Annotated in this window: 19 protein-coding genes and 2 pseudogenes; 10 read left to right on the top strand and 11 right to left on the bottom strand. The window is 51.6% G+C overall.

Annotated features, from left to right (window positions below; genetic code table 11):
* Positions 1-39: 39 nt before the first annotated feature.
* Positions 40-1,317, bottom strand: a complete 1,278-nt coding sequence (locus GEI7105_RS0108175; RefSeq protein WP_144053720.1) for an RNA-guided endonuclease InsQ/TnpB family protein — start codon at positions 1,315-1,317, stop codon at positions 40-42.
* A gap of 324 nt (positions 1,318-1,641) precedes the next feature.
* Between GEI7105_RS0108175 and GEI7105_RS0108170 the strand changes: the two genes are divergently transcribed.
* Positions 1,642-2,508, top strand: coding sequence for a helix-turn-helix domain-containing protein (locus GEI7105_RS0108170; RefSeq protein ID WP_017659986.1), 867 nt, complete (start codon positions 1,642-1,644; stop codon positions 2,506-2,508).
* A 59-nt stretch (positions 2,509-2,567) separates the two neighbouring features.
* Here GEI7105_RS0108170 and bchM read toward each other — a convergent pair whose 3' ends face one another.
* Positions 2,568-3,254: a magnesium protoporphyrin IX methyltransferase gene (gene bchM / locus GEI7105_RS0108165; RefSeq protein ID WP_017659985.1), complete on the bottom strand. Its 687-nt coding sequence runs from the start codon at positions 3,252-3,254 to the stop codon at positions 2,568-2,570.
* Between the two features lie 90 nt (positions 3,255-3,344).
* Between bchM and fni the strand changes: the two genes are divergently transcribed.
* Positions 3,345-4,403 (top strand): type 2 isopentenyl-diphosphate Delta-isomerase, encoded by a 1,059-nt coding sequence (fni, locus tag GEI7105_RS0108160; RefSeq protein WP_017659984.1) that lies wholly within the window; start codon positions 3,345-3,347, stop codon positions 4,401-4,403.
* Between the two features lie 85 nt (positions 4,404-4,488).
* Here fni and GEI7105_RS35915 read toward each other — a convergent pair.
* Positions 4,489-4,878 (bottom strand): annotated as a pseudogene (locus tag GEI7105_RS35915) (zinc ribbon domain-containing protein); the annotation flags it as partial.
* Positions 4,879-4,955: 77 nt separating this feature from the next.
* On the opposite strand from GEI7105_RS35915, the gene GEI7105_RS0108155 reads away from it, so the two are divergent.
* Positions 4,956-6,221, top strand: coding sequence for an IS701 family transposase (locus GEI7105_RS0108155; protein WP_026097477.1), 1,266 nt, complete (start codon positions 4,956-4,958; stop codon positions 6,219-6,221).
* Between the two features lie 23 nt (positions 6,222-6,244).
* Here GEI7105_RS0108155 and GEI7105_RS34565 read toward each other — a convergent pair.
* Positions 6,245-6,646: pseudogene (locus GEI7105_RS34565) on the bottom strand (helix-turn-helix domain-containing protein); the annotation flags it as partial.
* Between the two features lie 112 nt (positions 6,647-6,758).
* Here GEI7105_RS34565 and rpmF point away from each other — a divergent pair.
* Positions 6,759-6,932 carry a 50S ribosomal protein L32 gene (gene rpmF / locus GEI7105_RS0108145; RefSeq protein WP_017659982.1) on the top strand — a complete coding sequence of 58 codons (174 nt, stop codon included), beginning with the start codon at positions 6,759-6,761 and terminating at the stop codon, positions 6,930-6,932.
* A gap of 105 nt (positions 6,933-7,037) precedes the next feature.
* On the opposite strand, the gene glmU is transcribed toward rpmF, so the two are convergent.
* Positions 7,038-8,390, bottom strand: a complete 1,353-nt coding sequence (gene glmU, locus GEI7105_RS0108140; RefSeq protein WP_017659981.1) for a bifunctional UDP-N-acetylglucosamine diphosphorylase/glucosamine-1-phosphate N-acetyltransferase GlmU — start codon at positions 8,388-8,390, stop codon at positions 7,038-7,040.
* 428 nt (positions 8,391-8,818) lie between these two features.
* Here glmU and GEI7105_RS0108130 point away from each other — a divergent pair, with 428 nt between their 5' ends.
* Positions 8,819-9,064: a hypothetical protein gene (locus tag GEI7105_RS0108130; RefSeq protein WP_144053719.1), complete on the top strand. Its 246-nt coding sequence runs from the start codon at positions 8,819-8,821 to the stop codon at positions 9,062-9,064.
* Positions 9,065-9,132: 68 nt separating this feature from the next.
* On the opposite strand, the gene arsC is transcribed toward GEI7105_RS0108130, so the two are convergent.
* The 4 genes from arsC to GEI7105_RS38345 all read right to left on the bottom strand — a co-directional run bounded on the left by arsC (position 9,133) and on the right by GEI7105_RS38345 (position 14,317).
* A complete protein-coding gene (gene arsC / locus GEI7105_RS0108125) occupies positions 9,133-9,543 on the bottom strand; it encodes an arsenate reductase, glutathione/glutaredoxin type (protein ID WP_017659978.1) in 411 nt (136 codons plus the stop codon).
* A 19-nt stretch (positions 9,544-9,562) separates the two neighbouring features.
* Positions 9,563-10,723 (bottom strand): ACR3 family arsenite efflux transporter, encoded by a 1,161-nt coding sequence (gene arsB, locus GEI7105_RS0108120; RefSeq protein ID WP_017659977.1) that lies wholly within the window; start codon positions 10,721-10,723, stop codon positions 9,563-9,565.
* Between the two features lie 156 nt (positions 10,724-10,879).
* Positions 10,880-12,253 (bottom strand): AAA-like domain-containing protein, encoded by a 1,374-nt coding sequence (locus GEI7105_RS0108110; RefSeq protein ID WP_017659975.1) that lies wholly within the window; start codon positions 12,251-12,253, stop codon positions 10,880-10,882.
* Between the two features lie 1,896 nt (positions 12,254-14,149).
* Entirely contained in the window at positions 14,150-14,317 is a 168-nt protein-coding gene (locus GEI7105_RS38345; protein ID WP_158413184.1) for a hypothetical protein, read from the bottom strand.
* Positions 14,318-14,433: 116 nt separating this feature from the next.
* On the opposite strand from GEI7105_RS38345, the gene GEI7105_RS33260 reads away from it, so the two are divergent.
* From GEI7105_RS33260 to GEI7105_RS0108090, 3 genes are read left to right on the top strand one after another with little or no spacing between them, the layout of a single operon-like run.
* Entirely contained in the window at positions 14,434-17,784 is a 3,351-nt protein-coding gene (locus GEI7105_RS33260) for a PAS domain-containing hybrid sensor histidine kinase/response regulator (protein WP_017659973.1), read from the top strand.
* A gap of 10 nt (positions 17,785-17,794) precedes the next feature.
* The gene (locus tag GEI7105_RS0108095; protein ID WP_017659972.1) at positions 17,795-19,726 is read left to right on the top strand and encodes a two-component system response regulator; all 1,932 of its coding nucleotides are present in this window, start codon (positions 17,795-17,797) and stop codon (positions 19,724-19,726) included.
* A gap of 49 nt (positions 19,727-19,775) precedes the next feature.
* Positions 19,776-21,116 (top strand): hybrid sensor histidine kinase/response regulator, encoded by a 1,341-nt coding sequence (locus GEI7105_RS0108090; protein WP_017659971.1) that lies wholly within the window; start codon positions 19,776-19,778, stop codon positions 21,114-21,116.
* A 90-nt stretch (positions 21,117-21,206) separates the two neighbouring features.
* Here GEI7105_RS0108090 and GEI7105_RS29650 read toward each other — a convergent pair whose 3' ends face one another.
* Complete coding sequence (locus tag GEI7105_RS29650) at positions 21,207-22,457, bottom strand: M20 family metallopeptidase (RefSeq protein ID WP_051044124.1); 1,251 nt, start codon at positions 22,455-22,457, stop codon at positions 21,207-21,209.
* Between the two features lie 567 nt (positions 22,458-23,024).
* Here GEI7105_RS29650 and GEI7105_RS0108080 point away from each other — a divergent pair.
* Both GEI7105_RS0108080 and GEI7105_RS33255 read left to right on the top strand, forming a co-directional pair.
* The gene (locus tag GEI7105_RS0108080) at positions 23,025-24,386 is read left to right on the top strand and encodes an RNA-guided endonuclease InsQ/TnpB family protein (protein WP_017659969.1); all 1,362 of its coding nucleotides are present in this window, start codon (positions 23,025-23,027) and stop codon (positions 24,384-24,386) included.
* 3 nt (positions 24,387-24,389) lie between these two features.
* Positions 24,390-26,231 (top strand): WD40 repeat domain-containing protein, encoded by a 1,842-nt coding sequence (locus GEI7105_RS33255; RefSeq protein WP_017659968.1) that lies wholly within the window; start codon positions 24,390-24,392, stop codon positions 26,229-26,231.
* 95 nt (positions 26,232-26,326) lie between these two features.
* Here the strand turns inward: GEI7105_RS33255 and GEI7105_RS0108070 are convergent, their stop codons facing one another.
* Positions 26,327-26,722, bottom strand: a complete 396-nt coding sequence (locus GEI7105_RS0108070) for a hypothetical protein (protein ID WP_144053718.1) — start codon at positions 26,720-26,722, stop codon at positions 26,327-26,329.
* Between the last annotated feature and the right edge of the window lie 105 nt (positions 26,723-26,827).

The following is a 26,827-nucleotide window of genomic DNA, read 5'->3' as shown; positions in this document are numbered from 1 at the left end:
GATTGCGTGAAATTAGTGACGTACTCCCGACGCCGACCGCTAAGCGGTACGGCGCGGGCTTCTCCTCCCGTTACGGGATTCGCGTTTTATAGTGAGGCGAACGCCCAACCCCACTTTTTTGATGAGTAACCCAGAATTAACGTCCCGTGGCATAGACGCACCGCAATGCGGGCATTCATGCCAGCGGTCAGACAACTCCTTGGGAACTCGGTTCAGGCAAATTGCACAATGCTGGGATGTACCAGCAGGGTTAACCTTCACGACTTGCTTATTAGCTTTCGCGGCTTTATAAGGCAAGATTTCGTTTAGGAACCCAGCTATCCCGGCATCAGCAAAACTTTTATTTAGCCCCGACTTAGCCGATTGACCGTTAGGGAGAAACGCTCCGTCTTCTCCCTGCTTTGGCTTATTGCGTCGGAACATATTGGAAACTTTCAGAGCCTCGACAAAGATGACTTCCGCCTTGTCGATTAGCTCTTGAGCGGTTTCAAAATGCCACTGCTTGCGCTGTCTTGCAATACGTTGATGTAGTTTGGCAATGCGCTCATTGAGCTGGCGGCGTGGCTTTGAACCCTTAGCCCTCGCATCTCGCTTGGACTGGAGCTTAGCCAACTTGTCTTCGGCTTGTCGATAAAACTTGGGTGGCTGCTTCGTGGTGCCATCGGAGCAGGCAACAAAGTATTCCAGCCCAGCATCGACACCAATGCTATTGGTTTCGGTGGGCTGTATCTCGATAACTGGCAAGTCAGGAACGCTCTTGTCTTCAAGGGTTAACGTGACATACCAGCCATCGGCCTTCTTTGTTACCAGAGCTCGCTTAATCGTGAACCCATCTGGCACAAGGCGATGTTGAATAAACTTGACCTCACCCAGCTTGGGCAGCGTGACTTTATTGCCCTGGATGCAGTCGGGTTTGACTCGCTGATAAGCAAAGGTACGATAGCGATTCTTCCCCTTAAATCTAGGCTTACCGCTACGTTTGCCGTTCTTGTCACCTTTGATGAACCGAGCCAATGCGAGGTCTACCCGCTTCACCATTTCCTGCAAGACATCAGCCTGAATATCGGCGTACCATTCCCGCTCCTGCTTAAGTGAGACCAGGGAGCGTTTTTGCCCATAGTATTCGGGCTGTTCTCTGGGTTCAGCGATACTGCACACCAAAGGACAGGCATTAACAGGACACCGATTCATCTCCCACCAGTCAAAGCGATCTGCCAGCAGGTAGTTGTACTGACAGCGCAACATATCGAGCCATTTATCCATGCGGCATCGTTGCTCGTAGGTCGGCAATAGCTTGTACTGGTAGGCTAGTTTCATGCCATGATTGTAGCATATATAAATGTGATTGCTACCCATGAAACAAATAAGCCTTAGAATCTCGGATGTTGAAAAGCAGCATTTAGACCTATATTGCGAACTCACGGAGCGCAATCAAACCGACGTTTTGCGCCAATACATTAGAAGTCTGGGCGTCAATGGAGCATTGAACCCCATCGACGCCCCCGCTATTCCTCCCGACACTGACCCTTCGGGTACAGTGCGGGGCTCCTAGCGGTTAAGCTGAAAATTGGCGAATCTCCGGACGGCGGGCGGCAAAACGCGAACGATCGAACAGTCCGATCGATCGACCCCAACAGCGACATGACAGGTAACGCTCCACCCGACGCAAGATACCCGGACGATCGCGCCCCAGATCCTCCTGTAACGCCCGAATCCTTCGAGTATCTCCTCGAACGCGTCGAAGCCGAACTGCTTCGCTCTCGTGCGTACCAACAAGCCCTCGACAGCTTGAAGGAAATGTTCGGCGAGTCCGCCTACGCCGCCCAGATGATGGTACACGCTGTCAGTCGCGAAGCCATTCTTCTTGCCCTCAAACGAGTGTCTCAGCAACCCAACTCCGCGCGATCGCAACCTTCCAAAACCTCACCGCCGCCACGAGCGATTTACCTGTACCGCGTCGGACGCTACTATCGCAGCCAACGCCAAAAACAGGGTTTTTCCCTCGCTCAAATCCACCACCTCACTCACATTCCCCTCCCCCACCTCCACGCCTTGGAATCGGGACACGTCTACCATTTCCCTCAAAGTCCCAGTTATCTCTACGGAACGATTCGTCTGTGGGGAAACGCCCTCGGCTTAGACGGACACCGCATCGCCACGGGAATTCCGCCCTCGAACTCGAAACCCGTTCCTCCTCCACCGCCGAAACCCGTCCCGGTGTCCCGTCCCCCCCAAGTCAAACTTCCACCCCCGCCGAAACCCAAAGCCTTACGTCCCCATCCCGACTGGCTGCGTTACGTGGCTTACGGAACGCCCCTCGTGGCGACTGTGGGGGTTTCGCTGTGGATGTCTCACCTTTCACCGAACGACGAACCTGAAGAGCGATCTCCGGCTCCCTTGACGACCCAAGAACCGACGTCTGTTCCGTCCGTCAATCTCAACGATCGCCCCGGTACGCAATCTTGGGAAATTTCGCCGCCCGAGGAAATGCACCGACGACGGGATTAGTTGAGAGGGAGAGGGGGAGAAATTGTCAATTATCACCTCATCATCCCCTCATCCCCTCATCACTGCTTTACGGCTTCCACGAGGCGGGAGTAGTAAAAGCGGGTGCTGGTCATGTCGGTACGGGCGATCGTAAAGCCGTTTTTCTCGAAAATCGCCACGATCTCTTTTTCTCGATGTTGGTACGCTCGCGTCGTCTTACTCGGGCCTGGAAACAGTTCGCCGATTTTTTTGAGAACCGTCAACAAGCAGGTTTTGGGGGCGAAACTCAAAATAACCCGCGACTCGGCCAGCGAGCAGAGATGCGAGATCATCTCGTCCATTTTGTCGTCTGGGTAGTGAATCAAAACGTCCAAACAAATGACGGTGTGATAGCTTCCCGTCAGGCTTTCGAGATCGCGGGCTTCGAGGGTCAAGCGACTCGTATCTTCGAGTTCGGCGGCCGCCCGATCTTTGGCTTCTTCGACCATTTTCTCGGACAGGTCGCTTCCGTACACCGTCGCCCCCGATTTGGCGAGGGGAACGCTCAAACTTCCCACACCACACCCCGCATCGCAAACCGTTAGCGTTGAGAGGTTTCCATCGTCGTCGAGCCAGCTTAACACCTTGTCGATGGTTTGCTGGTGGCCTTGACGAATATCGAGTTGAACGTTGTTCACCTCGCCATTACCATAAATTCGCCGCCAGCGATCGAATCCCGTAGAGTTGAAATATTCTTTAACAATCGTTTTGTCGTCGATGGTGTTCATGAGCTACCCGCGTCTGAAAGTCGTTTCTGAAGTTCCAAATTAATACGGTATCCTAATTCTCAAGTCTTTTGTCGTCGATCGCCCTGGGAAATGGTTGCTAACGCCTCGACTGCTTTCACCTCGCAAACCCAAGCCCGAAAAGCCGATCACTTGCGGATTTGCTTAGAGGAAGACGTTTGCTTTCGCGAAACCACTAACGGTTTGGAACGCTATCGTTTCACTCACTGCTGTCTCCCAGAACTGAATTTCGACGACATCGATCTCAGTACCGCTTTTCTTGGAAAATCCCTCGGTGCGCCGTTACTGATTTCCTCGATGACGGGGGGAACGGAAACGGCCAAAACCATTAACTACCGCCTCGCTGAAGTCGCCCAACACTATCGCCTCGCGATGGGAGTCGGTTCTCAGCGGGTGGCGGTGGAAAATCCAGAGGTGACCGATACGTTTGCGGTGCGAGCGATCGCACCGGACATCCTGCTGCTGGCCAATATCGGGGCGGTACAGCTCAACTACGACTACGGACTCGAAGAATGTCGGCGGGCGATCGAATCCATCGAAGCCGACGCCCTCATCCTTCATCTCAATCCCCTTCAAGAGTGCGTTCAAACTCACGGCGATACGAATTTTCATGGACTACTTGACAAAATTGCCGTTTTATGCAATAAGCTTTCTGTCCCGGTCGTTGCCAAGGAAGTGGGAAACGGCATTTCTGCGGCGATGGCGAAAAAGCTCATCGAGGCAGGGGTTAGTGCGATCGATGTAGCGGGAGCTGGAGGGACTTCTTGGGCGAAAGTCGAAGCGAAGCGAGCTAAAGACCTAAAACAACGTCGTTTGGGAACGCTTTTCGCCGATTGGGGCATTCCCACGGCCGAGTGTATCGTGGGGGTGCGATCGCTCGATTCTGAAATTCCCCTCATCGCCTCGGGGGGGGTGCGTAACGGTCTCGACGCGGCCAAATCCCTCGCCTTGGGAGCCGATCTGGCCGGAATGGCGACGCCGTTTCTCAAAGCGGCCTCGGATTCGACCGAAACCCTTTACGAACTGGCCGAACTCCTACAAAGCGAACTCGCCACCGTCTTGTTTTGTACCGGAAACGGTTCGATCGCCGCCCTGCAAAAGTCAGACGCGTTAGTAAAAGTGGATTTTTAAGGAAGTTTCGCGCGATTTTTGCGAAGAGCAAGGGATTTTCGCATCTTTTTTAACGTTGGCGCTTCGCATCGATGGAGAGGACGGATTAAATTAAAAAGTTGATATCCTCTCCCAGCAACCCTAATGGGTATGCTGGGAGATTCCTTGGGTCGCCCCAAAGATTTCCTGCTTCACAGCCCGCCAGCTAGACTGAGTGACCTCAGCCCCCGCCGCTTTGACTCCACAGGCATTTTCAATTCCCCGTTGCCCACGGGTACAAATGACTTGTGCTGCGGCAACATCCCTAGGTTTAGTTGACCCACATTCCGGGCATTGATTGATGGACTCGCACGCTGAGATCTTTGTGAACTTGGGTGCCACAATCTGGGCATTCCTGGGACGTGCCACGGGCATCGACTTTCTCGTAATACACATCTCGTTTCCAGCATACCCAGGGGAGAACCTGATTCACGAACTGACCCAATCCAGCATCTAGCGGGACTTAAACGGTAAAAAAGGTAAAATAAAAGCAAAACCCTTGACTGACAAGGATTTAAGGTGGAGAGTGTCCCCATGAGAGAGACCACCCCAGCCGCTATGCCACCCTGCTTTGAGAAGTGGTGCAAGCGTTTCGACCCCGACTTCAAAACCCAAGCACAAAAAAAGGGGTTTAGACACTATTTGGGAGGATTACTCGGGGAAAGCCAGCGAAAAAACATAACTCAGATGGCAAACGACTCGGTGGGAGTGGTTTACAACCGCTTACATCATTTTATAACGGAATCCCCTTGGGAGGAGAAGCGTATTAACGAACGTCGTTTAAAGGTGGTGGACTCCTGCCATCAAACCCGAGTGGGTCGGGGATTTGCCTTGCTGCTCGATGATACAGGACATCGAAAAAGCGGCAACTTCACCGCAGGTGTGGGAAGACAGTACATCGGAGAAATCGGCAAGCTCGACAACGGAATCGTGGCGGTAACGACCCATCTCTATGATGGCAAAAAAAATTTGCCTCTGGATGTAGAAATCTATCAGCCAGCCAGTTCCTTACCCTCAGGCAAGAAAGATCCCTCTTTCAAAAAGAAACCCGAAATCGCCTTAGAATTAATTGACCGGAGTTTAAAGAGAGGGTATCGACCGGGAATCGTCCTCATGGATGCCGGCTATGGTAACAACACAAATTTTTTAAAGGGACTCGAATCTCGCCGACTGAAGTATCTAGGAGCCGTCGCCAAAAATCGGAAAATCTGGCTGAATCAATCGGGAGAAAATTGGCAAAAGATTCGCCTTGATGAATATGCCAAAAGCTTACCAGAAGAGGACTTTACGTCAGTTTCTCTAAATTCAAACAAGCCCAAAACCCTGTGGGTGGCGACGGGTACGGCAGAGCTGTCACGTCTACAAGGAGAAAGAACCTTTGCTATCGTCATGAATGCAAGTTCTTATGCGGACGCGACAGAAATTGATTATTTCATCACGAATGAAGACTCCGAAAAAGTGACTGCCGAATGGGTCGTGAACACTTACTCAGGGCGAAACTGGGTAGAAGTCTTCTATCGGGAAGCCAAAGGATGGTTGGGTTGGAGGGAATGCCAGGCGAGAGGTTTGAAGAGTTTACAGCGGCATTTAATTTTGGTATTTTGTGCCTACACTTTTATCCTTTGGCATAAGTTGACGGGCGGTTTACGAAGGAAGTGGGCGAACCAACCTTTGGAAACTTTTGTAGATGCTTTAGAGGCTTTTCGGACAGCCATGTCTTTTCGTTTTGTGGCATGGCTGAACGAGAATCGAGACCTGTTTGCCGCTCACAAAGCGCGTTTTGGCTTGGTTTGGGCTTGAAATTTGTTTAAGTACCGCTAGGGGATGCAGTTTTTGAGTCCTCGACTCCGCTCGGACTCAACGCTGAGCGGAGCCGAAGCGTTGAGCATCTGGGGAAAAACGAACGACCGCATTCGATTCGGCTTCTTGAACCGAGGCAATCCCGAACGCTTTAATCGCCACGATTCCCAAGCACCATCTAGCTTCCTCAAAACCTGCTGCAAAACCTGAGCGTTGACGGTCTTTAATGCCGGGTATTCAGCCTTAGCTGCCGTCAACCGTTTGGCTTGGACATGGTAACTGGGGAATGGTTCGTCCGCAAGCAGAATATATTCCTGCACGATAGAACACGCATTTACGGGAGACTTGCGAGACTTTAGCCAGTCTTTGCGTTCCCGCAGCGCAAAGTTCCAGACATGGCGGCACACATCAAGAATGTGCTCGATCTCTGAAACTTATACAGAATCTACTCTGTTCCCCGTTCCCTATCGAAAATAATGATTCTGCTTTAAGATAGAAAGGTTTGGCAACTTTATTGAAATAGCACGGGTTACGGTTATGGCAGTTCCAAAGAAGAAAACCTCCAAAACCAAGCGCAATCAACGTCGCGCCGTTTGGAAGCGCAGAGCCGCTCTAGAAGCTGAAAAAGCCCTCTCGTTGGGTAAATCCGTTCTCACGGGACGGTCTACGGGCTTTGTCTATCCCATCGACGAAGACGACGACGAAGAATAGGGAATTTGATTTAGGGAAGAGGTCAGAGGAAGACAAAGAAGAAACTGTTTCTCTCCCCTCTCCCCCTCTCCCTTGCTCCCCCCTCCAAACAAACGAACTACCTCATCACGACATCTTAGGTTTCCAACTGGCTTTAATGGTTTGACGCGATCGCGCGATCGCTAAGCTGTCGTCGGGGACGTCCTCTGTAATCACCGAACCAGCGGCGATCGTTGTGTCTTCACCGATGTTGACGGGAGCCACGAGAACGCTGTTCGACCCGGTTTTCGTGCGGCTTCCGATGTGGGTGGGGTGTTTGTTGAATCCGTCGTAGTTGGCGGTGATGGTTCCGGCTCCAATATTGACGCGTTCGCCGAGAGTCGCGTTACCCAGATAAGACAGGTGGGCGATGTTGGTCTTTGCTCCCACCTGGGTTTGCTTGATTTCGACGAAATTTCCAATGCGACAGCCTTCGCCGATGTCGGCTCGTCCCCGCAGGTGCGCGTAAGGTCCGACGCGGCTTCCCTCTGCAACGATGCTGTCAGACACGACGGAATAGAGAACCGTAACGTTTCGACCGATCGTACTATTTTCGATCAGGCTACCGGGGCCGATGCGACTTCCACTTCCGATAACGCTGTGACCTCGAATGTGGGTGTTAGGTTCGATAATGGTATCGGGTTCGAGGACGATGGTGTCGTCGAGGGTGACGCTGTGGGGATCGATCAGCGTCACGCCCGAGGCCATGGCGGCGTCTTTGAGGCGAGTTTGTAAAATATCGTAAGCGGCGGCGAGTTGCTTGCGATCGTTGATCCCGAGGATTTCTTGATAGTCTTCGACATCTACCACCGTTACGGGGTCGAGATAGTTCACCGCGTCGGTGATGTAGTATTCTCCCTGATCGTTGTTGGTTTGAAGTTTGGGGAGAATCTGCGAGAGCTTCGGCCAGTCGAAGCAGTAGATTCCGGCGTTGATGCGAGGGTTTTGTTTTTGAGCGTCGGTACAGTCGCGGTGTTCGACGATTTGTTGGAACAGGTTGTTTCCCTGACAGAACACCCGGCCGTATCCTTGGGGATTGGGATGTTGTGCGGTAAGGAGCGTCGCGGCGTTGTCGCGATCGCGGTGGGTTTTGAGTAACGATTCGAGAGTTTGCGGACGCATCAAGGGAACGTCGCCGTTGAGAACGAGCAAATCGCCGCGAAAGCCGTCGAGGTGCGGAAGCAGTTGTTGGACGGCGTGACCGGTACCGAGTTGTTCGGCTTGTTCGACAAACTCGACGTTAGAGTAGCGATCGAGAGCCTGTTTGACGCGCTCTCCTTCGTAGCCGACGATGACAAAGATCCGCTCGGGGGCGATCGACGACAAGCTCTCGAGAACCCGTTCGACGAGCGATCGACCGCCTAGAGGATGTAACACTTTAGGCAGGGACGATTTCATTCGGGTTCCCCGTCCTGCCGCGAGAATTGCTACCGCTACCATAATCTGAATTTAGCCAGGTGATGATGCATCTCCGTCTGGCAGTATATCGCTTTTCGCACCGCGAACAACGACAGTTCGCGGTAAGAGCGGGTTCGCTCGAGTATGACGACCGAATGGGGGAGTTCTTCTTTTCTCTTCATCTTCTCGCTTTTTCGGCTCTTTACGATCGCGTTTGTGTGGTTCTCTCTTGCCCTTTTTTGCGACAATCTGAGTAAATAACGACTTGGGGATCGCTAAGAATACAACGGGGATCGTTGAAATCAGTAATAATACCGATCTGTAATCCGTAAATTCTAGGAATATTTAAGTGTCGATCGTTACAGATCTAACGCTCGATGTAGTATAAATTAGTTCTGTTAATTTTTATTGTGTTTTATGTGCGCTTCGATCGTAGTTGTTATACTACAAATAGCTTGAGAGGTTCGGAAATGGTCAAACTGAGCGAGCAAAAAAAGAAAGTTTTAGAGCAGTTTAACTTACAGGAATTAGCCTTACTCGTTTCGGAAACCCTAGCTGTAGAAAGCGAGCGTCAAGGGGGTAACTTTACACTCGAACGACTTTCTTATGATTTTGGAACGTTAGCGTTTAAATATGGAGACGTTCTCAAAGCAGTGCCGACCCCCGATTTCGTTCAGTCTGAACGTTGTCCGAACGGCTTCAGCGTTCGCGCGTAGGCAAACGAACTTTTACCCCTCTAGTCAGAGTAATCCCGATCGACTCTCTGGAGCGATCGGGATTTTCTTTACTCGGAAGTTTTACCATCTAAACGGAAAATCAACTGTTCGACGCGATCGCGAATTTCGTCGCGGACTCGCTGAAACGTCGCGATCGGCTGTCCGTCGGGATCGTCGAGTTGCCAGTCTTCAAAGATTTCTCGCGTCACCCACTCAGGCGGTAAATCGACACCACAGCCACAGAGAGATACGACAGCATCGTAATGTTTTGCCTCGAAATCGCTCAAGGGATTGGAGGTTTGATTGCCGATGTCGATGCCGATTTCAGACATGACGGCGATCGCCGTTGGATTTACCCGAGACGCCTCTAATCCCGAACTGCTTGCCTCGAGTTTTCCCTGTCCCAACCGGCGAGCAAACCCTTCTGCCATTTGAGAACGACAAGAGTTACGCTTGCACACAAACATGACCTTTTTCATGGTAATTTGTTACCTTGGGTTACGTTGTTTCGTTCGAGATTGCGAGCGATGCCTCGACACAACGGGGATCGCACAACGTCGCTTTTTTCGGCTCTCGCGGAAACCAGAACGCCGTTCGCTTGCAAATTTCGACAAGCATCAACATGGTGGGAACTTCGATGAGAACACCGACTACTGTGGCTAAGGCTGCCCCGGAATTCAAGCCGAACAACATCACCGCCGTCGCGATCGCCACCTCGAAATGATTGCTGGCTCCGATTAACGCCGCAGGTGCTGCGTCTTCGTAAGACAAGTTCAGTTTCAATCCCGCCACGTAAGCGATCGCAAAGATAAAGTTCGTTTGTACGAACAGGGGAATCGCAATCAGTACGATGTGGAAGGGATACTCGACGATGAGTTCGCCTTTGAAGGCAAACAGTAACACCAACGTTATCAACAAAGCGATAACGGCAACGGGGGAGATCGCCTTTAAAAATTTCTCTTCAAACCACCGTCTCCCCAAGTGTCGCAAAATCCACCTGCGGCTGAAAAATCCCGCCGCTAACGGCAACCCCACGTAAATTAACACCGAAAACAAAATGGTTTCCCAGGGAACCGTTAAATTGTTCGCCGACAGCAGCCATTTCCCGAGAGGAGCGTACAGCAGGAGCATGGTGAGGGAATTCACTGCGACCATCACTAAGGTATGGCCTTGATTGCTGTAGGATAGATAGCCCCACATCAATACCATCGCCGTACAGGGAGCGATCCCCAGTAAAATCGTTCCGGCAATGTAAGAGTTACTCAAAGACACTTCGACGCCGCGAACGATCTCAGTGCCGTCGAGAAACGGACGAAACAGCCAACCGAGGAAAAATTGGGCGATCGCCACCATCGTAAAGGGTTTGACGAGCCAGTTGACGATGAGAGTTAGTAAAACGGGTTTGGGCGTTCGAGCCGCTTTGACGGCTTGGGAAAAGTCGATCTTTACCATGATGGGATACATCATGAAGAACAGACAGATTGCGATGGGAATCGAGACGTTGTAGAGACTGGCGGCGTCGAGGGTTTCGGCAATACCGGGAAAGGTACGCCCGAGAGCGATTCCGGCCGCGATACACAGCAATACCCAAAGCGTTAGGTATTTTTCAAAGCGGTTGAGTTGCCCGCCGACGGGGGGCGGTGTGGTGTCGGTTTGCATATCGGTCTGAGGCTCGAGAGGTTGGGGACGAACTGAGGAGCGATCGCTCGAGATGATTATATCAATTTTTTTTGATGTATCAAGTAAAATCGATATAAAGTCCCACAAACCAGGAAATGAGGTCGTGGGGGAAAACGACCTCATCTCCTAATCACCCTAAAAACGTGACATTACCGACGCGTTCGTGTCGAGATTTGCCAATTGTTCGCGGAAGTAAAGGCGATCGAGCTGACAAGTAGGGAAAGCCCGATTACCATCGAGTCGAATCACGCCCAAACTCTCGAGTTTGTAGGCAGTTAGCGCTTCGAGTTCGACGCCGTTGTCGGCCGTGACGACTTTTTGCAACGCTACCATTAACATCGGATCGTCGTGTAACGTAGCCAAACGGTCTCGCAGGTAGTTGCGGTAAATGCCTGTTTGGGTTGGAGCCGTTTGCAGGAGTGTCTCGAGAGAAATATTGTCTTGAGAGAGATGGTACAGCGTGAGGTTCGCTAAGTACGGATGGCCGCCAATGGTGGTCGTGATGCGATCGAGTTCGGGGGCTTCGGCGTCACCTTCGGCCCAAGGGAGACCGTAACGGCGAGCTAACTCTCGCACCTGAGCGCGATCGAACGGAGGGAGTCGTACCGACAGTCCGATCGGTAAAGGAGAACGCTCGATTTTGAGTCGAACGGACTGTTCTGTCCCGTAGAGCAGCACTAACCGTAACGTTTGCCAGAGTTCGACAAAGCGGGCTTGTTCGTGCCATACCCGAAGCATCGAGAGAAAATCGCGAGCGATGTCGGGGCGATCGAAGAGGTGATGGACTTCGTTAAAGGCGAGAACCACCGGTTTGTCCAGTTGCGAGAGCAGATAGCCTTCAAAATAGAGTTTGCAACTGACTTTGCTGCCCATATCTTCGTCCCAATAGTCGCTGAGGCGGTTTGGGAGTGATAGCTGGTGGCTGACGTTGGCACAAAACCACCGTAACAGGCGATCGAGCGACGAGAGAATTGAGGTATCGGCTTCTTGGAAGTCGATCGAGACCGTGTGGTAATCCAGGGGGCGAACCCGCGCGAACAGTTGGTTGAGAAGAGAATTTTTCCCAGTTTTGTGAGGGGCTTGGATACAAATGGCACAACCGGGCTTTTCGATTTCTTCGTAGACGAGCGTTTCGATAGGAGGACGTTCGACGTATAACGGCGAGTCCGCTGGGAGCGGCCCGCTGGGCATTTCTACAGGAACGACGAGACGATCGACCTCAAGAGATGTCGTGACAACACTAAAGGAGGATGTCGAATCTGAATCGAACGATCCAAACACGATATGCAGATTTTTTTTCGTGACTTTCGTACTGAGTCCGTCCGAGAGATCTTGCCACAACTGCGAGCCGATTTGTTTGACGTATACGCTGTCGTATCCCGACACGCGAGCGATGTCGTTGTAGGTGCGTCCGTCCCAAGACTGGGTAAAAACGAACCGCTCGATCGGGGTCAGAGATCGAGATAAGACCTGGTGTTCGATGGCGTTAAGCAGAGGATTGAGATTCATTCACTACTAAAATATACACATTTATACACAGGTGTTTTTGGTCTTTCTAACCTAATATCAATGATACTCCGTATTTTTACGAAATAACAGTGGAACGGCCCCTCCGAGTGTTTCCGATCGATGTGTGTTCTCATCGATCGGGCAGTTATGGCGATTGGTGATGTACTTAAGGTTCGACCTGAATTGGTTTAGGTTTCCTAGTGGGAATCGGACGCTCGCTATAACGGCTCTGTCGGGGGTGGTATCGCAACATTTTTTTGTGTTTTGTAACATACACTAACATTAACTATCAAAGTTCACACGATCGTCTGACAGTTTGTCATGTTTTTCTGAATTAAAGCGAGAAGGCAATTCTACTTGAGCGATCGTCGACTCACTTTTTTGAGATCGATCGGGAGTTGCATTTTATTTCTAAAGTCGAGTTTGCGATCGCAACTTAACTTTAAATAATTAATGTATCCGATAAGACTGTCAGGGATAGATTCGATCGTACAATATTGTAAAATTTATCTTTATAATCGAACGAAATATCGACATTCACAAATCTCGAAACTGCTGGCATTGCTAGCATACAGATATTTTGCGATCGAAAAATAAATTTAGAAATTAAAACACAAGCCAAATATTTTAAATGCAATAAATAAAAATTTTATTTTTATTTCAATCTTTTGTTTTTGATATATTTTTAATTTTTTTTATTTTTTAATTAATTTTTTGATATATTTTAGATCGAACACTCAAACGTTTTAAAATAATCCAAAACAATATCATACATATTTTATTTTGGTTTAATTTAACTATATGTTATTGCTCGAAAAAAAATGTTAAAAATTGGCTTTAATATGAATCTTTAAAAATCTTATAAAAAATTTTTAAAGATAAATTTATAACCCAGGTTTAATACAGATCGTATAGTAATTTATACGTCAACCACAAGTCGATTAAAATTATAGAGTCTGAACATATCAATATTTTCGCAATAAAGTCCGACAACGAGACTTTGGAGAGTCTCAATCTATTCGATAACGCACTAAGATATTGAATATCTATCTTGAGATCGATCGAAATTTTAATTTTAATGTATCATTGTCTGGTTTTTAATTCATACAATTATTTTTACATAAAACAAATATTAAAACACCATAGCAGTCCTAAATCAGTTGTGTATTCTCGCTTTAACTATGGTAAGGGTTGAGGCGTCTCGCTCCTTCCACGACTTACCTGAGATTGCTATATTTTTTCGAGTATAGTGTCTTGACGATCTCAACAAAATTATTATAATTTAAAATCAGAATCGGCGATCGCATCAAAAAAATGACATAAAGCTTGAATCTAAACCTTTATTCAAGCAAATTGATGGTAAAGCGAGCGCTTATGGTGTAATTCTCTCAAGATCCACATCAAAACTCCCTTTGCTTTTGTCTAAAAAAAATAAAAAATTAGGATTCAAATCAACCAGATCGATATACGATCGATCCACGGACAAGAAAAAAATCGATTTTTGTCGAACGCAATCTAAAATCGAGATTAACGTCAAATCATCTTTGCTACAGATCCGTAATTTCCCCGATCTGACGTTCGTAAATTTCATGATTTAACACAAAAGAGAGGAATTTTCTTCATATTTTGCATTGAATTTACGAGACTCAGATACCTGTGCTAAAGTTTGCTTAGGGAGTACAGAATAAATTCATATTGATATTTTAACTTCACACTGTAATTCAGTCGATCGCAGGTTAAGCTAGGTTTAAACCCAGTGCTTGCCAAGTTAACCAACAGTTAAATCTGGCGGTAGTCAAGCATCGTTCTCTGACCCAACGTTCTCTAAGACCGATTTCCGGGCTGAACTGCCCTATTAAATTTCGATGACAGAAGACACGCGACCCAGGACTTCTGCTATCTATCCCCCCAATAGCATTTTGGGAGGAGTTTCCCGAGGAGTGCCATTAGCACTTGAGAGGGACGTTTCTGCTGGCTGGCTGCCAGAGCGATCGTGCTGTTGTGACAGTCGCCGCCCCAGACAAACCGGCCTTGTCGATCGCCGAGCCGAGCCGATTTCCCCACATCGCTCGTCCAACATATCCGAGACTCAGAGGACGCTAGGATCGATCGATCGGTTCCCCAGTCAGCTCAGAACGATCGGTTTCCAATCGATCGTTTTTCATCGTCCCACCGCTAGATTGTCAATCCGATCTCCGTCCCCCTGCGACCGAGAACGCAGCTGTCACCTTGAGAAAGTCCGTTGGGTCATCTACGTTAGCCAAACTTTCCTCGCCCTCGCGAACCCACCGTTCGATCGGCGTTTGGCGAAAGCTCGTGCTGCCGCACTCGTCGATCTGGCCTATGCTTTCAATGCCATGAATGAAGACTTAGAACGTTCTCCCCAACCACTCGACGACAACAGGCGATCGCTCGAACGAAAAATAGCCGAACGTACCGAAGCCCTCGAACGAGAAATCCAAGCACGACAGCGGATCGAAGCCGAACTGCGTGCCTCCGAACGACGCTATCGCCTGTTATACGAAGGTACTCAAGACTCCGTTATCCTATTAGAATCCGGGCCGCCTTACTGCTTCAACGACTGCAACGCCGCCACCCTCACCATGTTCGGCGTTGCCAACAAAACCGACTTTTGCCGTCTCAGTCCAGCCTGTTTGTCTCCCCCCGTCCAACCCGACGGTTCCAGCAGCACGATCGCCGCCCAAGAACGTATAGAACGAGCGATCGAACGGGGAACCTGTAACTTCGAGTGGTTGCACTGTCGGGCAGATACTGGCGAACCCTTCTACGCCGAAGTCTGGCTAACTGCCGTAGACATCGAGGGCGCGATCCGCGTAATGGCAACGATACGGGACATTACCGCTCGCAAGCAAACCCAACTGGCCTTGGAAGCCAGCGAAGCCGAATATCGCACCCTCATCGAAGCTGCCAACTGCATCATCCTGCGCTGGACTCCCGACGGTCGCATTCGCTTTATCAACCACTACGGCCAGCAATTTTTCGGTTACGACGAGGCCGATCTCGTCGGAATGTCCATCACCGAAATCATTCCCGAATCCAACCGTTCTCAATTCGACTGGGACGCCTATCTAGCAGATCTCACCACCTGTCCCGAAGCCCACAAAATCCGCGAACACCCTAACGTGCGACAAAACGGCGAGATCGTCTGGGTCGTCTGGGCAAACCAACCCGTCTTCGATGGAGAAGGTCGTCTCCTCGAAGGGCTGTCCGTCGGTACCGACGCCACCGCCCGCAAACGAGCCGAAGAACAGCTGCGAAAAAGCGAAGAACGCTGGCAACTCGCCTTACAGGGCAATAACGACGGTATTTGGGATCTCGACTTCCGAACCGGAGAAGTTTTCGTGTCCGAACGCTGTCGAGAAATGGTCGGCTATCGAGAATCAGAGCTACCCAACCGTCTCGAGGCGTGGACGGATTTGATTCATCCCGACGAACGCGAGGCTGTATTAGGCGCTTTCCAAGACCATCTGAACGGACAAACCGACTGTTACAGCGTCGAATATCGCCGACGCTGCCGAGACGGTAGCTATAAATGGATTCTCGATCGCGGTAAAGCCCTCTGGGACGATGCCGGAAATCCCGTGCGTATGGTGGGATCGCATACCGATATCACCGAACGCAAACAAGCTGAAGAAAAACTCCGAAAAAGCGAAGAACGCTGGCAAATGGCCCTCGACGGCAGCAACGACGGCATCTGGGACTGGGATTTAACCGTCGATTACTGCTTCTTGTCCGAACGCTGCCTCGAAATGCTCGGTTACAGTGCCAACGAAATCAACTCCTTTCAAAAATGGGCGTCCGTGTTCCACCCCGACGACCTCGATCGCATTCGCGAAGTGTTAGACCGACATCTTCGTAAAGAAGCCCCGCACTATAGCTGCGAATATCGCGCCCGTCACAAAAACGGCACGTATCACTGGATTCTCGCCCGAGGCAAAGCCGTGTGGAACGACGCGGGAATCCCCATCCGCATGGTCGGGTCGCTGACCGACATCACCGATCGCAAACAAGCAGAAGAGGCACTGCGACACGCCAAAGAAATGGCCGACGCCGCCAACCAAGCGAAAAGCCAGTTCATCGCCAACATGAGCCACGAACTACGAACGCCCCTCAACGGCATCCTCGGTTACACACAAATTTTCCAACGACTCGACGACTTACCTCCGAACCTGGAAAACGGCGTGCGCGTCATCCACCAGTGCGGAACCCACCTGTTGGCACTCATCGAAGACATCCTCGACTTTGCCAAACTCGAAGCCCATCGCATGACCCTGTCGCCAGCCTTATTTCACCTGGCAACGTTTGTCGATCGCGTCGGGGACTTGTTCGAGTTCAAAGCCAGTCAGAAAGACCTGACCTTTCAACAGTATTTCGATCCCCAACTGCCCACAGCAGTTTACGCCGACAAAAAGCGCCTGCGCCAAGTCCTCATGGAACTTCTGGGCAACGCAGTCAAATTTACCGAAAGCGGCAGCGTGACCTTACGGGTCAGTCTCGTCGAACGTCTCGAAGCATCTCCCGAAACCGGCGCGGCCTCGAGAATTCGCTTCGAGGTCGAAGATACGGGAATTGGCATGAAACCCGAGCAACTCGAGCGCGTGTTCTTACCGTTCGAGCAAGTACGCGACGCCGACCGACAATCTGAAGGTACCGGATTGGGACTGACGATCGCTCAAAAAATCGTGCAGATGATGGGGGGAACTCTCAACGTTCGCAGTCATTTCGGACAGGGCAGCCAGTTCGGGTTCGAGCTGTTGCTACCCGAACGGAGCGACGGACAACTACCGGACATCGCGCGTCCGCTCCCGAGAGTCGTGCGAGGCTATCGCGGTCGAAAACGCAAAATTCTCGTGGTCGATGACAACTGGGAAAGCCGCACCGCTGCCGTCGAACTATTACGCTCGGTAGGTTTTGACATTATCGAAGCGAGCCACGGACGCGAAGCCTTAGAGTTGGCGACGGCCGATCCCCCCGACGGGATTCTCACCGACTTGGTGATGCCCGTCATGGACGGATTCGAGTTAATACGGCAAATTCGTCAACAGCCTGCTTTACAGACCGTTCCCATTTTCGCAGCCTCAGCTAGTCCCCTAACCCCCGGCGGCGATCTCGGCACCAGCGTCGATTGTAACGGTGTGCTGTCCAAACCCCTGCAAGCCAGCGAACTGTTCGCGACGTTCGAGCAGCACTTACAGGTCGATTGGATTTACAGCGACGACGACGACGACTCCGAATCCCCGTCGACCCCGTTGCCGTCCTCTCAGAGCGATCGCGATCGGGCTTCCGAGGACGATCGAGAGTCCGAGACGATCGTTCCTCCACCGCCCGAAATCTTAGAAACCTTACGTCATCTTGCCCGACGGGGGAGTCTCAAGCGATCGATCGAACAAGTTCGCGAGCTGGCCGAGCGCGATCCCCAATTGCGCCCGTTTGCCGACAAACTCGAAACGCTCGCGCGCACGTATCAAGACAAAGCCCTTCTCGAGTTTCTCGATCGATACTATCTCTAGCCGACCGACCATGAACGCGAATCACGGTACGTCTCAGTCTATTTTAATCGTCGATGACGACCCCGCAAATCTCGAAGTTCTCTCGAACTTTTTAGAGGCGGCTGGGTACGAAGTATTGATCGCACGAGACGGCCAGAGTGCCATCGACCGGGCTGAATACGATCCCCCCGATTTGATTTGTCTCGACGTGATGATGCCGGGAATCGATGGGTTTGAAACCTGCCAGCGGTTGAAAGACAATCCCGCCACAGCTGAGATCCCCGTGATTTTTATGACCGCCCTGTCCGAAACCGCCGATCAAGTTAAGGGATTGGGTCTCGGGGCTGTCGATTACATTCCCAAACCCTTTTACGAAGAAGTCGTTCTCTCGCGCATTCAGCTTCATTTGAAACTGCGATCGCTGGCCTTGGCGTTAACCGACCAAAACACCTATCTCGAGCAACTCGTCGCCTCTCGCACCGCCGAACTGCACGACACCATCGATCGCTTGCAGCATACCCAAACCCAACTGCTGATGCGCGAACGACAACTTCGCTACGAAGCCTTGCACGATTCCCTAACCGGACTGCCCAACCGAACTTGGTTACTCGATCGCCTCGAGGCGATCGTCAGCCAATCCCGCCCTCCGAACCGCGACAGCCAAGCCTATCGGTTTGCCCTGCTGTTTCTCGACCTCGATCGCTTTAAAGTCATCAACGACAGTCTCGGCCACCTAGCTGGAGACGCCCTTCTCGAAGACGTCGCCCAACGACTCGTACAGGTTCTCGAGAGTAACTCCGACAACCGACCCAACCGCGACAACTCCCAAACTTGTATTGCCCGTTTGGGGGGCGACGAATTCGTAATTCTCCTCGAACGCGATGTGGGGATCGAGAGTATTTTACCCGTGGTACGCAATGTTCAAGCTCAGTTTTCCCAACCTTTTCGCATCGCGAACAACTACGAAGTGTTTACCAACGCCAGTATCGGTATCGTGCTGGGTAACACCGACTACAGCACCTGCGAAGACGTGTTGCGGGATGCCGACGTGGCCATGTATCAAGCCAAACAAGCCGGACGGGGACGCTACGCCATCTTTAACCCGCAAATGCAAGCCCGTGCGAAAGCCCGTTTGGATTTAGAAAACGAACTGCGCCGCGCCATCGGTAGCGAATCCTGTCGCGACAACATCGCCTCGGAGGAATTTCACCTGTACTATCAACCGCTGATTTGTTTGAAAACCGGACGCGTGACGGGATTTGAAGCGTTACTACGCTGGCATCATCCCCAACGTGGTTTGATTTCTCCGATTCAGTTCGTCCCGATTAGTGAAGAAATTGGCTTGATTCATGCTTTGGGCGGATGGGTGTTTCGAGAAGCTTGTCGCCAAGCCTCCGAATGGCGATCGCAGTTTCCCAACCATCGAGATTTGGTGATGAATATTAACCTCTCCACCATTCAACTGATGCAGCCACAACTGATCGATTTAATCGAAGAGACTCTCGATCGCGCTCGGCTCCCCCACGGCTGTATCAAACTTGAAATTACCGAAAGCTGTTTGTTAGAAAGCCACAAACACGTCTTCGATATTCTTCGACAACTCGAAGACTTAGGCTTGTTACTTTGTGTAGACGACTTCGGAACGGGATATTCCTCCCTCAGTCGCCTGCACGAATTTCCCGTGCGAACTTTAAAAATCGATAAATCTTTTGTGCGTCGCCTTCACAGTAGAGATAATGGAAATGAAATTGTCAAAACGATCGTGACGCTCGCCCATAGCTTAGACATGGATACTGTTGCTGAAGGGATCGAAACATCTCTCCAGCTCGAAACCGTGCGAGATATGGGCTGTGAGTTCGCACAAGGCTATCTTTTTTCTCGGCCGTTACCCGCCAGCGATGCTGTTAACTTTCTCCTGAAACCCGATGTGTTCTATCCTAAACTTACTGCCGATCTCGGTTAACCAAACCTTTACAATCACGATTGAAAAAAACAAATTTTAGAGGTGGGTTATGAATTTAGAATCTCTCAATTCCAGTGTCATTCTCATTGTTGACGACAATCCGGCCAACTTAGATGTCCTGTCGGATTTTCTCGATAGTGCCGGGTTTGAAGTATTGGTCGCCCAAGACGGAGAAAGCGCTCTCGACAAAGTATACTATGCTCCCCCAGACTTGATTTTACTCGATATCATGATGCCGGGGATCGATGGATTTGAAACCTGCAAGCGCTTGAAAAGCGATCCGAAAACGATCGATATTCCCGTAATTTTTACGAGCGCCCTCGCTGACACCGTCGATAAAGTTAAAGGCTTGTCGATTGGAGCGGTTGATTACATCACAAAACCATTTCAACAAGAAGAAGTGTTGGCGCGAGTTCGCCTGCACTTAAAGCTTCACTTTTTAACCCAACAACTCGCTCAACAAAACGTTCTACTCGAAGAACGAGTTCGCGAGCGCACAGCCGAACTCAACCAAGCGCTCGAAGACTTACAAAAAGCGCAAGTCCAGCTCGTTCAGAGTGAAAAAATGTCGAGTTTGGGTCAGTTGGTCGCCGGTGTCGCCCACGAAATCAACAACCCCGTAAACTTCATTTTTGGGAATTTAGTTCACGCAAACGAATACACCCAAAATATCTTGGACATTCTACAGCTCTATCAGGATAAATACCCCGATCCCGGTGCTGAAATCCAAGACACGATCGAAGACTTCGAACTCGATTTTCTCGTGGAAGACTTGCCCAAACTTTTACAATCAATGCAAGTCGGTGCCGAACGCATTCGCGAGATCGTACTGAGTTTGCGGAAATTCTCGCGTATCGACGAAGCCGAACTCAAGCCCGTAGAAATCCACGACGGCATCGATACCACGTTGATGATTTTACACAACCGCATCAAAGCGAAATCGAGCCGTCCCGAAATCGAAATCGTCAAACACTACGGCAATCTCCCAGAAGTTGAATGTTATTCGGGACAGTTGAACCAAGTGTTCATGAACCTCCTCTCGAACGCCATCGACGCCTTAGAAGACGATCGCGACTCGGGAAGACCGGGACGCATCGTCGTACAGACGAGCTGTATCGGAGACAACCAAATCGAAATCTCGATCTCCGATACGGGAATGGGAATGGAAGAAAGCGTGCGATCGCAAATTTTTAACCCCTTCTTCACTACGAAACCCATTGGTAAAGGAACTGGCATGGGGCTGGCGATCAGCTATTCGATCGTTGCCGACAAACACAACGGTTCTCTCGAATGTCGATCTCAGCCGGGACAAGGCACTGAATTCGTCATGCGAATTCCCATCCGCCAGAACGTTCGCACCTCTAACTCTCCTCAAGTTCAAACTGCGTGAAGAGATCGTTCGAAAAAGGGCGAAGGGACGAGGGAAAAAAGGGGTCGCCGATCCTTCCTCCCTCTTCAACTCTTCACGACACCCGCCGATCTAGACGAGCGATCGGCGATCGACAGCCGACGGGCGAACGTCCGTTTTGCCAAACTGTTCGACACAGCGAACGAAGAGTTCCACACCCATTGCTAACACAGTTTCATCGAAATCGAATCGAGGATGGTGGTGGGGATAATCGAGTTTTTTCTGAGAATTCGCCGATCCCAGGAAGAAATAACATCCCGGAACTTCCTGAAGAAAAAAGGACATATCTTCACCGCCCATTGTCTGACATTCGGGAACTAACCCCACCGGAGTTTCCACCACCTGTTCCGCGATCGATTTCACGAACGCCGCCATACGCGGGTCGTTCACCGTCGCTGGATACAGTTGCCAATAGTCCAACTCGTAACGGGCGCCGTAACTGCGACAAATTCCCGCCACAACGTCCTCGACGCGGCGGCCGAAAAAGCCTTCGTACTGACGTTTGAAATAACGAACCGTTCCCTTAAGCTGCGCGGTATTGGCGATGACATTGTGGGTCGAACCCGCCTCGAACGCGCCCACCGTCACCACCGCCGAATCGATCGGATCGACGTTACGAGCCACGATCGACTGTAACGCGTTGACGATTTGCGAAGCCACCACGATCGCATCTACCGTCTGATGGGGCATAGCACCGTGACCGCCTTTTCCCAACACCTGCAAATCGAACAGTTCCACCGCCGCCATCAACGGACCGCTACGCACTCCCACCGTTCCCCAAGGAAGGTTGTTCCATAAATGCAATCCGATAATGGCGTCCACCTCGGGATTTTTCAACGCCCCCGCCTCTATCATCGGTTTAGCACCGCCGGGGCCTTCTTCAGCCGGTTGAAACACAAACTTGACCGTCCCGCGAAACGCTCGATGGCGAGAGAGATAATAAGCGGTCGCCAGTGCGATCGCCGTGTGTCCGTCGTGGCCGCAAGCGTGCATTTTCCCGTCGTGGCGGGACTTATACGGAACGTCGTTTTCCTCGCGAATTGGCAGAGCGTCCATATCCGCCCGAATCGCCAACACCGGCCCCGGCTGAATGCCTTCGATCGCCGCGACGATACCCGTTTTCGCAATTCCCGTTTGAAAATCGACACCCCAACTTTGGAGTTTTTGTGCCACGAACTCCGACGTCAGATGTTCTTGAAACCCCAATTCTGGATATTGGTGTAAATGTCGCCGCCACTGCACCAATTGAGGTTGTAAACCTCGGATATCCGGTCGTACGCGATCGAGCCACAAAGCAGGAGAAGCCACGGAAAGAGAAGTCATCGCTCAACAAGTATAAAAAGGGACAGTCAAGAAAGACGTTACGATAGACGCCAAGTGTCACAAATTTTCTGTAAGTTTTCTCACAGTTTAATCGACTTGAGAAGATTCGTTCGACCTACCTGGGGATGGGGAGGAGATGATGAGGTGAGGGGATGATGGGATGATGGAGAACGATCGATCTACCGAATTTGTGGCGGTACGTGAGGCAGGTATACACCATGGATCGGATTTCAACCAGATTCGCCGATCCGGTCACGCACTCTACCATTCTCAGTTACGTTTGGGTTTGGGGCGGTGCGTGACGCGGTAATACACCATTGACCGGATTTCAACCTCATTGGCTGCCCGCGTCACGCACCCTTGTATGTTGGCGGTGTACATTGGCGGTGCGTGACAGATCGATCGGTCTCACGATCGACACCCGATTTTTCAAGTCACGCACCCTACCAAGATCCGTCGCAGTGCTCCGCCCATAGCCGAGGGCTTGGGGGGTGGTGAAGCGACGGGAGGGAGTAGTTCGCTTAAGCCTAGGAAACAAATATTTATTTCATAGGCTAAGATAATTTCATGCTAAACATGACGTGGGAATTCAAGCTAGAGCCAACTGCGGAGCAGGTTTCAGACATCGAACACATTTTGGATGTGTGCCGCAATGTCTGGAATTTTGCCCTGCGGGAACGTAAGGATTGGCTAAATTCCCGAAAGTCGCCCGTGAATGCGTGTTCCATCGTGCAGGAATACATCTTGCCAGCGGATGCACCATTTCCCAGTTATGCGCGGCAGTGCAAGTCGCTGACTGCGGCCAAAGCTGAATACCCCCGATTAAAGACTGTCAATGCCCAAGTGCTTCAACAAGTCATCCGAAAACTGGAAGCCTCCTGGGAGTCGTGGCGGTTAAAGCGTTCGGGTCTTCCACGATTCAAAAAACCCAACCGGATGCGAAGCTTTGTCTTCCCCCAGATGCTCAACGCTTCGGCTCCGCTCGCTTCGACTTCGCTCAGCGTTGAGTCCGAGCGGAGTCGAGGACTCAAAAACTGTATCTCTGACAAAGGGATTAAGTTGCCTCAGTTGGGATGGGTTCGGGTTCGGTGGTCGCGGAAAATTCCTGATTTATTTCAGGTTAAGCAAGCCCAGATTGTCCGCAAGGCATCCGGGTACTTTGTCGTGCTTAGCCTTCAGGCTGACGTCGATATTCCTGCTGTAGCCCCTCACGGACATCCGGTAGGGATTGACGTTGGACTGGAGTACTTTCTTTCAACGTCTGATGGAGAACAGGTCGAGCGACCTCGCTTTTTCAACAATTTGCACCGCAAGCTGAAATTGCTGCAACGTCGATTGAAGAAAAAGCAGAAGGGGTCAGCTAACTGGCTGAAACTCCAGAAGAAGATTGCGAGAGTCCATCAACGGATTGCCGATACGAGAAAAGACTGGCATTTCAAGTTAGCTCATCACCTCTGCGACGGCGCAGGGATGATTTTTGTCGAAGATCTCGACTTCCGCATTATGGCCAAAGGGATGTTGGGCAAACACACCCTGGATGCTGGATTGGGACAATTTGTGAATCAGATCCTTCCCTGGGTGTGCTGGAAGCGCGATGTCTTTTACGGCAAAGTTGATGCCCGTGGCACTTCTCAGGAGTGTCCGGATTGTGGAGTGGAGGTTCGCAAAGACCTCTCAACTCGAATCCATCACTGTCACAACTGTGGGTCAGTCAAACCCCGTGATGTGGCGAGTGGACAAGTCATCTGTAGCCGTGGGCAACGGCAAATCGAAACTGCCTGTGGAGGGGAGGCGGCGGGGACTGAGGTTACTCAGTCTAGCTGGCACCTGTTGAAGCAGGAAATCTTTGGGGCGACCCAAGGAATCTCCCTGCATACCCGGAACGGGTTGCTGGGAGAGGATGTCAAAACTGTTCACTGCTCACTGTAAAAGATGCGTCGTTCTCCCAATCAACTGCAAGTTGCTGAATATCTGTGCTGGATTAGTACGGTGGTGGGAACGTTGGTGGCAGCGGTGTCCGGTCGGTTCGTCTTTGCTGGGGTGCCGATTTCTCTGTCACTGTTGCTGAACTTAACGAACCGCCGCAATTTGGAAACGATGGCGCAACGTCAGACGATGGCGGCCGTCGCCCAGGTTCATCAGAAATTGTCTTACGATATCGATCGCCTGCGATCGCAACTCGGCGACCCCCACGCATTTTCCCACCGTCCGGCAACGCCGCCGTCTCGGAAACAGCCACCGGGGTCAGACGTTCGTTGGGAATTGCAACAGCTTCAGGCGGAATACCAGAGTTTGCACGAGTCTCTCTCCGACACCATCGCCTATCTCAACGATTCGCCGCTACCTCAGCGTATCGACGAGTTGGAACTGCAAATCGAGTATTTAACGGACGAGTTGGAACGACTGCGGCATCAATGGCACGCCTCGGTTCCCATCGATATCGAACCGGTTCCGACAGAAACGGAGGACGACGACAGCCCCGAGAACGTCCCCCCGTTGGACGAGGCAGAGTCCGAAAACCCCCCCTCTTCGAGCAAGTTTTCTCTCGATTTACCCTTAGAACGGCGTCGCGAACCTCCCTCCTCTGGAGAGGAATCACAGGCGTACTGCCAAGAGACGCCCCCGCCAAAGAAACCGGCGGTTCCCATGTTTTCTATTGAAGGTCGCGAGTCGTCTAAGGCAAAAAGTACCGCTTCCCCCACGTTGCCCCTGTCGTCTCCGCCGAGGGAAGAACCAGCCGCCAGCGAAAGCAGTGTGGACGCTATAGAACGTCCGACGTCGCATCCGGTTGCCTCCTCGGGGACGGTGGGGTTGCCGACGTTTATGGTGAAGGTTCCCCAGCAACAGTGGGATTGCGTGTTTACGCTGACCGACCACGGGGATTGGGTGAGCGCCCTCGTGGTGTCTCCCGATAACGAATTGTTGGTCAGTGCCAGTTTCGATAAGACGATTCAGGTGTGGCGTCTGAAAACGGGGGAATCCTTGGGGGTGTTGTCGGAACACGACAGCCCCGTGTGTGCGTTAGCGGTGAGTCCCGACGGGTTTTTGTTGGCTAGCGGCAGTTGGGACAAGACGGTGAAGTTGTGGGATTTGCAGAAACAGAGTTTGGTGGAGACTCTGGCGGACGAGGAGGAAGCGGCCGGATCGGTGCGATCGCTGGCGGTGAGTCCCGACGGACAGTTTGCAGCCAGCGGGTGGTTTGAGGGGATCGTTCAAATTTGGCAGGTGAAGGTGTCGCCGAAGCGCAAACGGGTTTCGGCCAGCGATCGCGGTCGGACGGAGGCGCATCGCGGCCGGGTGGATGCTTTGGCGTTCAGTCCCGACGGGTCGATGTTGGCCAGCGGTGGGGCAGACGGATCGATCGTGTTGTGGCGTTTCGACAGCGAACGGGGCAGTTTGGAGCGCGATCGCAGCTTGACGGACAGCGGCGAACCTATTAACGCTCTGGCGTTTAGTCTCGACGGCCGTACCCTGGCCAGTGCCAGTCGCGATCGCACGGTGCAACTGTGGGATCTCGATCGCGATCGCTCTCGCCAAACGCTCAACGAACACGCCGGTTCGGTCACGTCTCTGGCCGTCTGTCCCGACGGAAACACCCTCGTCAGCGGCAGTGCGGACGGGACGGTGAAGATTTGGGATATGGTTCGCGGTCGAGCGATCGCCACCCTCAGCGATCGTTCCGATGCGGTCATGGCGGTGGCGGTGAGTGCTGACGGCGAAACCCTCGTCAGCGGTACGGCAGATGGGACGGTGAAGGTGTGGCGGAGGCGGTAGGGGAGAGGGAGAGGGGGAGAGAGGGAGAGAGGGAGAGGGGGAGACGCTTTTCCTGATTCCCTGTTTCCTGTTTCCTGTTCCCTGGTGACTATCCACTATCCACGGCTAGCTTGTTTCCAGCGTTCGATGTAGGCGGGGAATTGCGGGAGGCGACAGGGATATCCGGCTTGTCCGTCGATGTCACCTAAGCTACGTAATAGGTTGTCGAAGGCGGCGCGGACTTCGGGGTTCGATCGCACCATCTGATTGGCGCGAGGGCTGTCTAAGGAAATGGCGATCGCTTGCTGTGACCGAAATCCTTGGCGGCGGTTCCCTTGTCTGATAGAATAGTCGATTCCTGGTTGTAGTTGGTGTTTCTGAAAGACGTTGTGTAATCCTTGCACGGCTCGCTGAAGACGAACGTTTAACTTCGCTTCGATCGCCGATTCAGATTCGTCTTGGGTCAAAGCCTGCCAAAACTGGCGGAGCCGTTGGAAAAGAAACATCGACAAAGGTCCGACCTCTCGAGTCCGACTGCTAACGTCTGACTTACAGTGTATCGAGACTTCCGCAGGCGCGAGCCTTTTGGCTGGCGTCGCGGTTTCTGCTGGCCGCTT

It is taken from the genome of Baaleninema simplex PCC 7105 (assembly GCF_000332355.1).
Lineage (GTDB): Bacteria > Cyanobacteriota > Cyanobacteriia > Cyanobacteriales > Geitlerinemataceae > Baaleninema > Baaleninema simplex.
The sequence above is the reverse complement of the archived record's forward strand: the minus strand, read 5'-3'. Positions and strand labels throughout refer to the sequence as shown.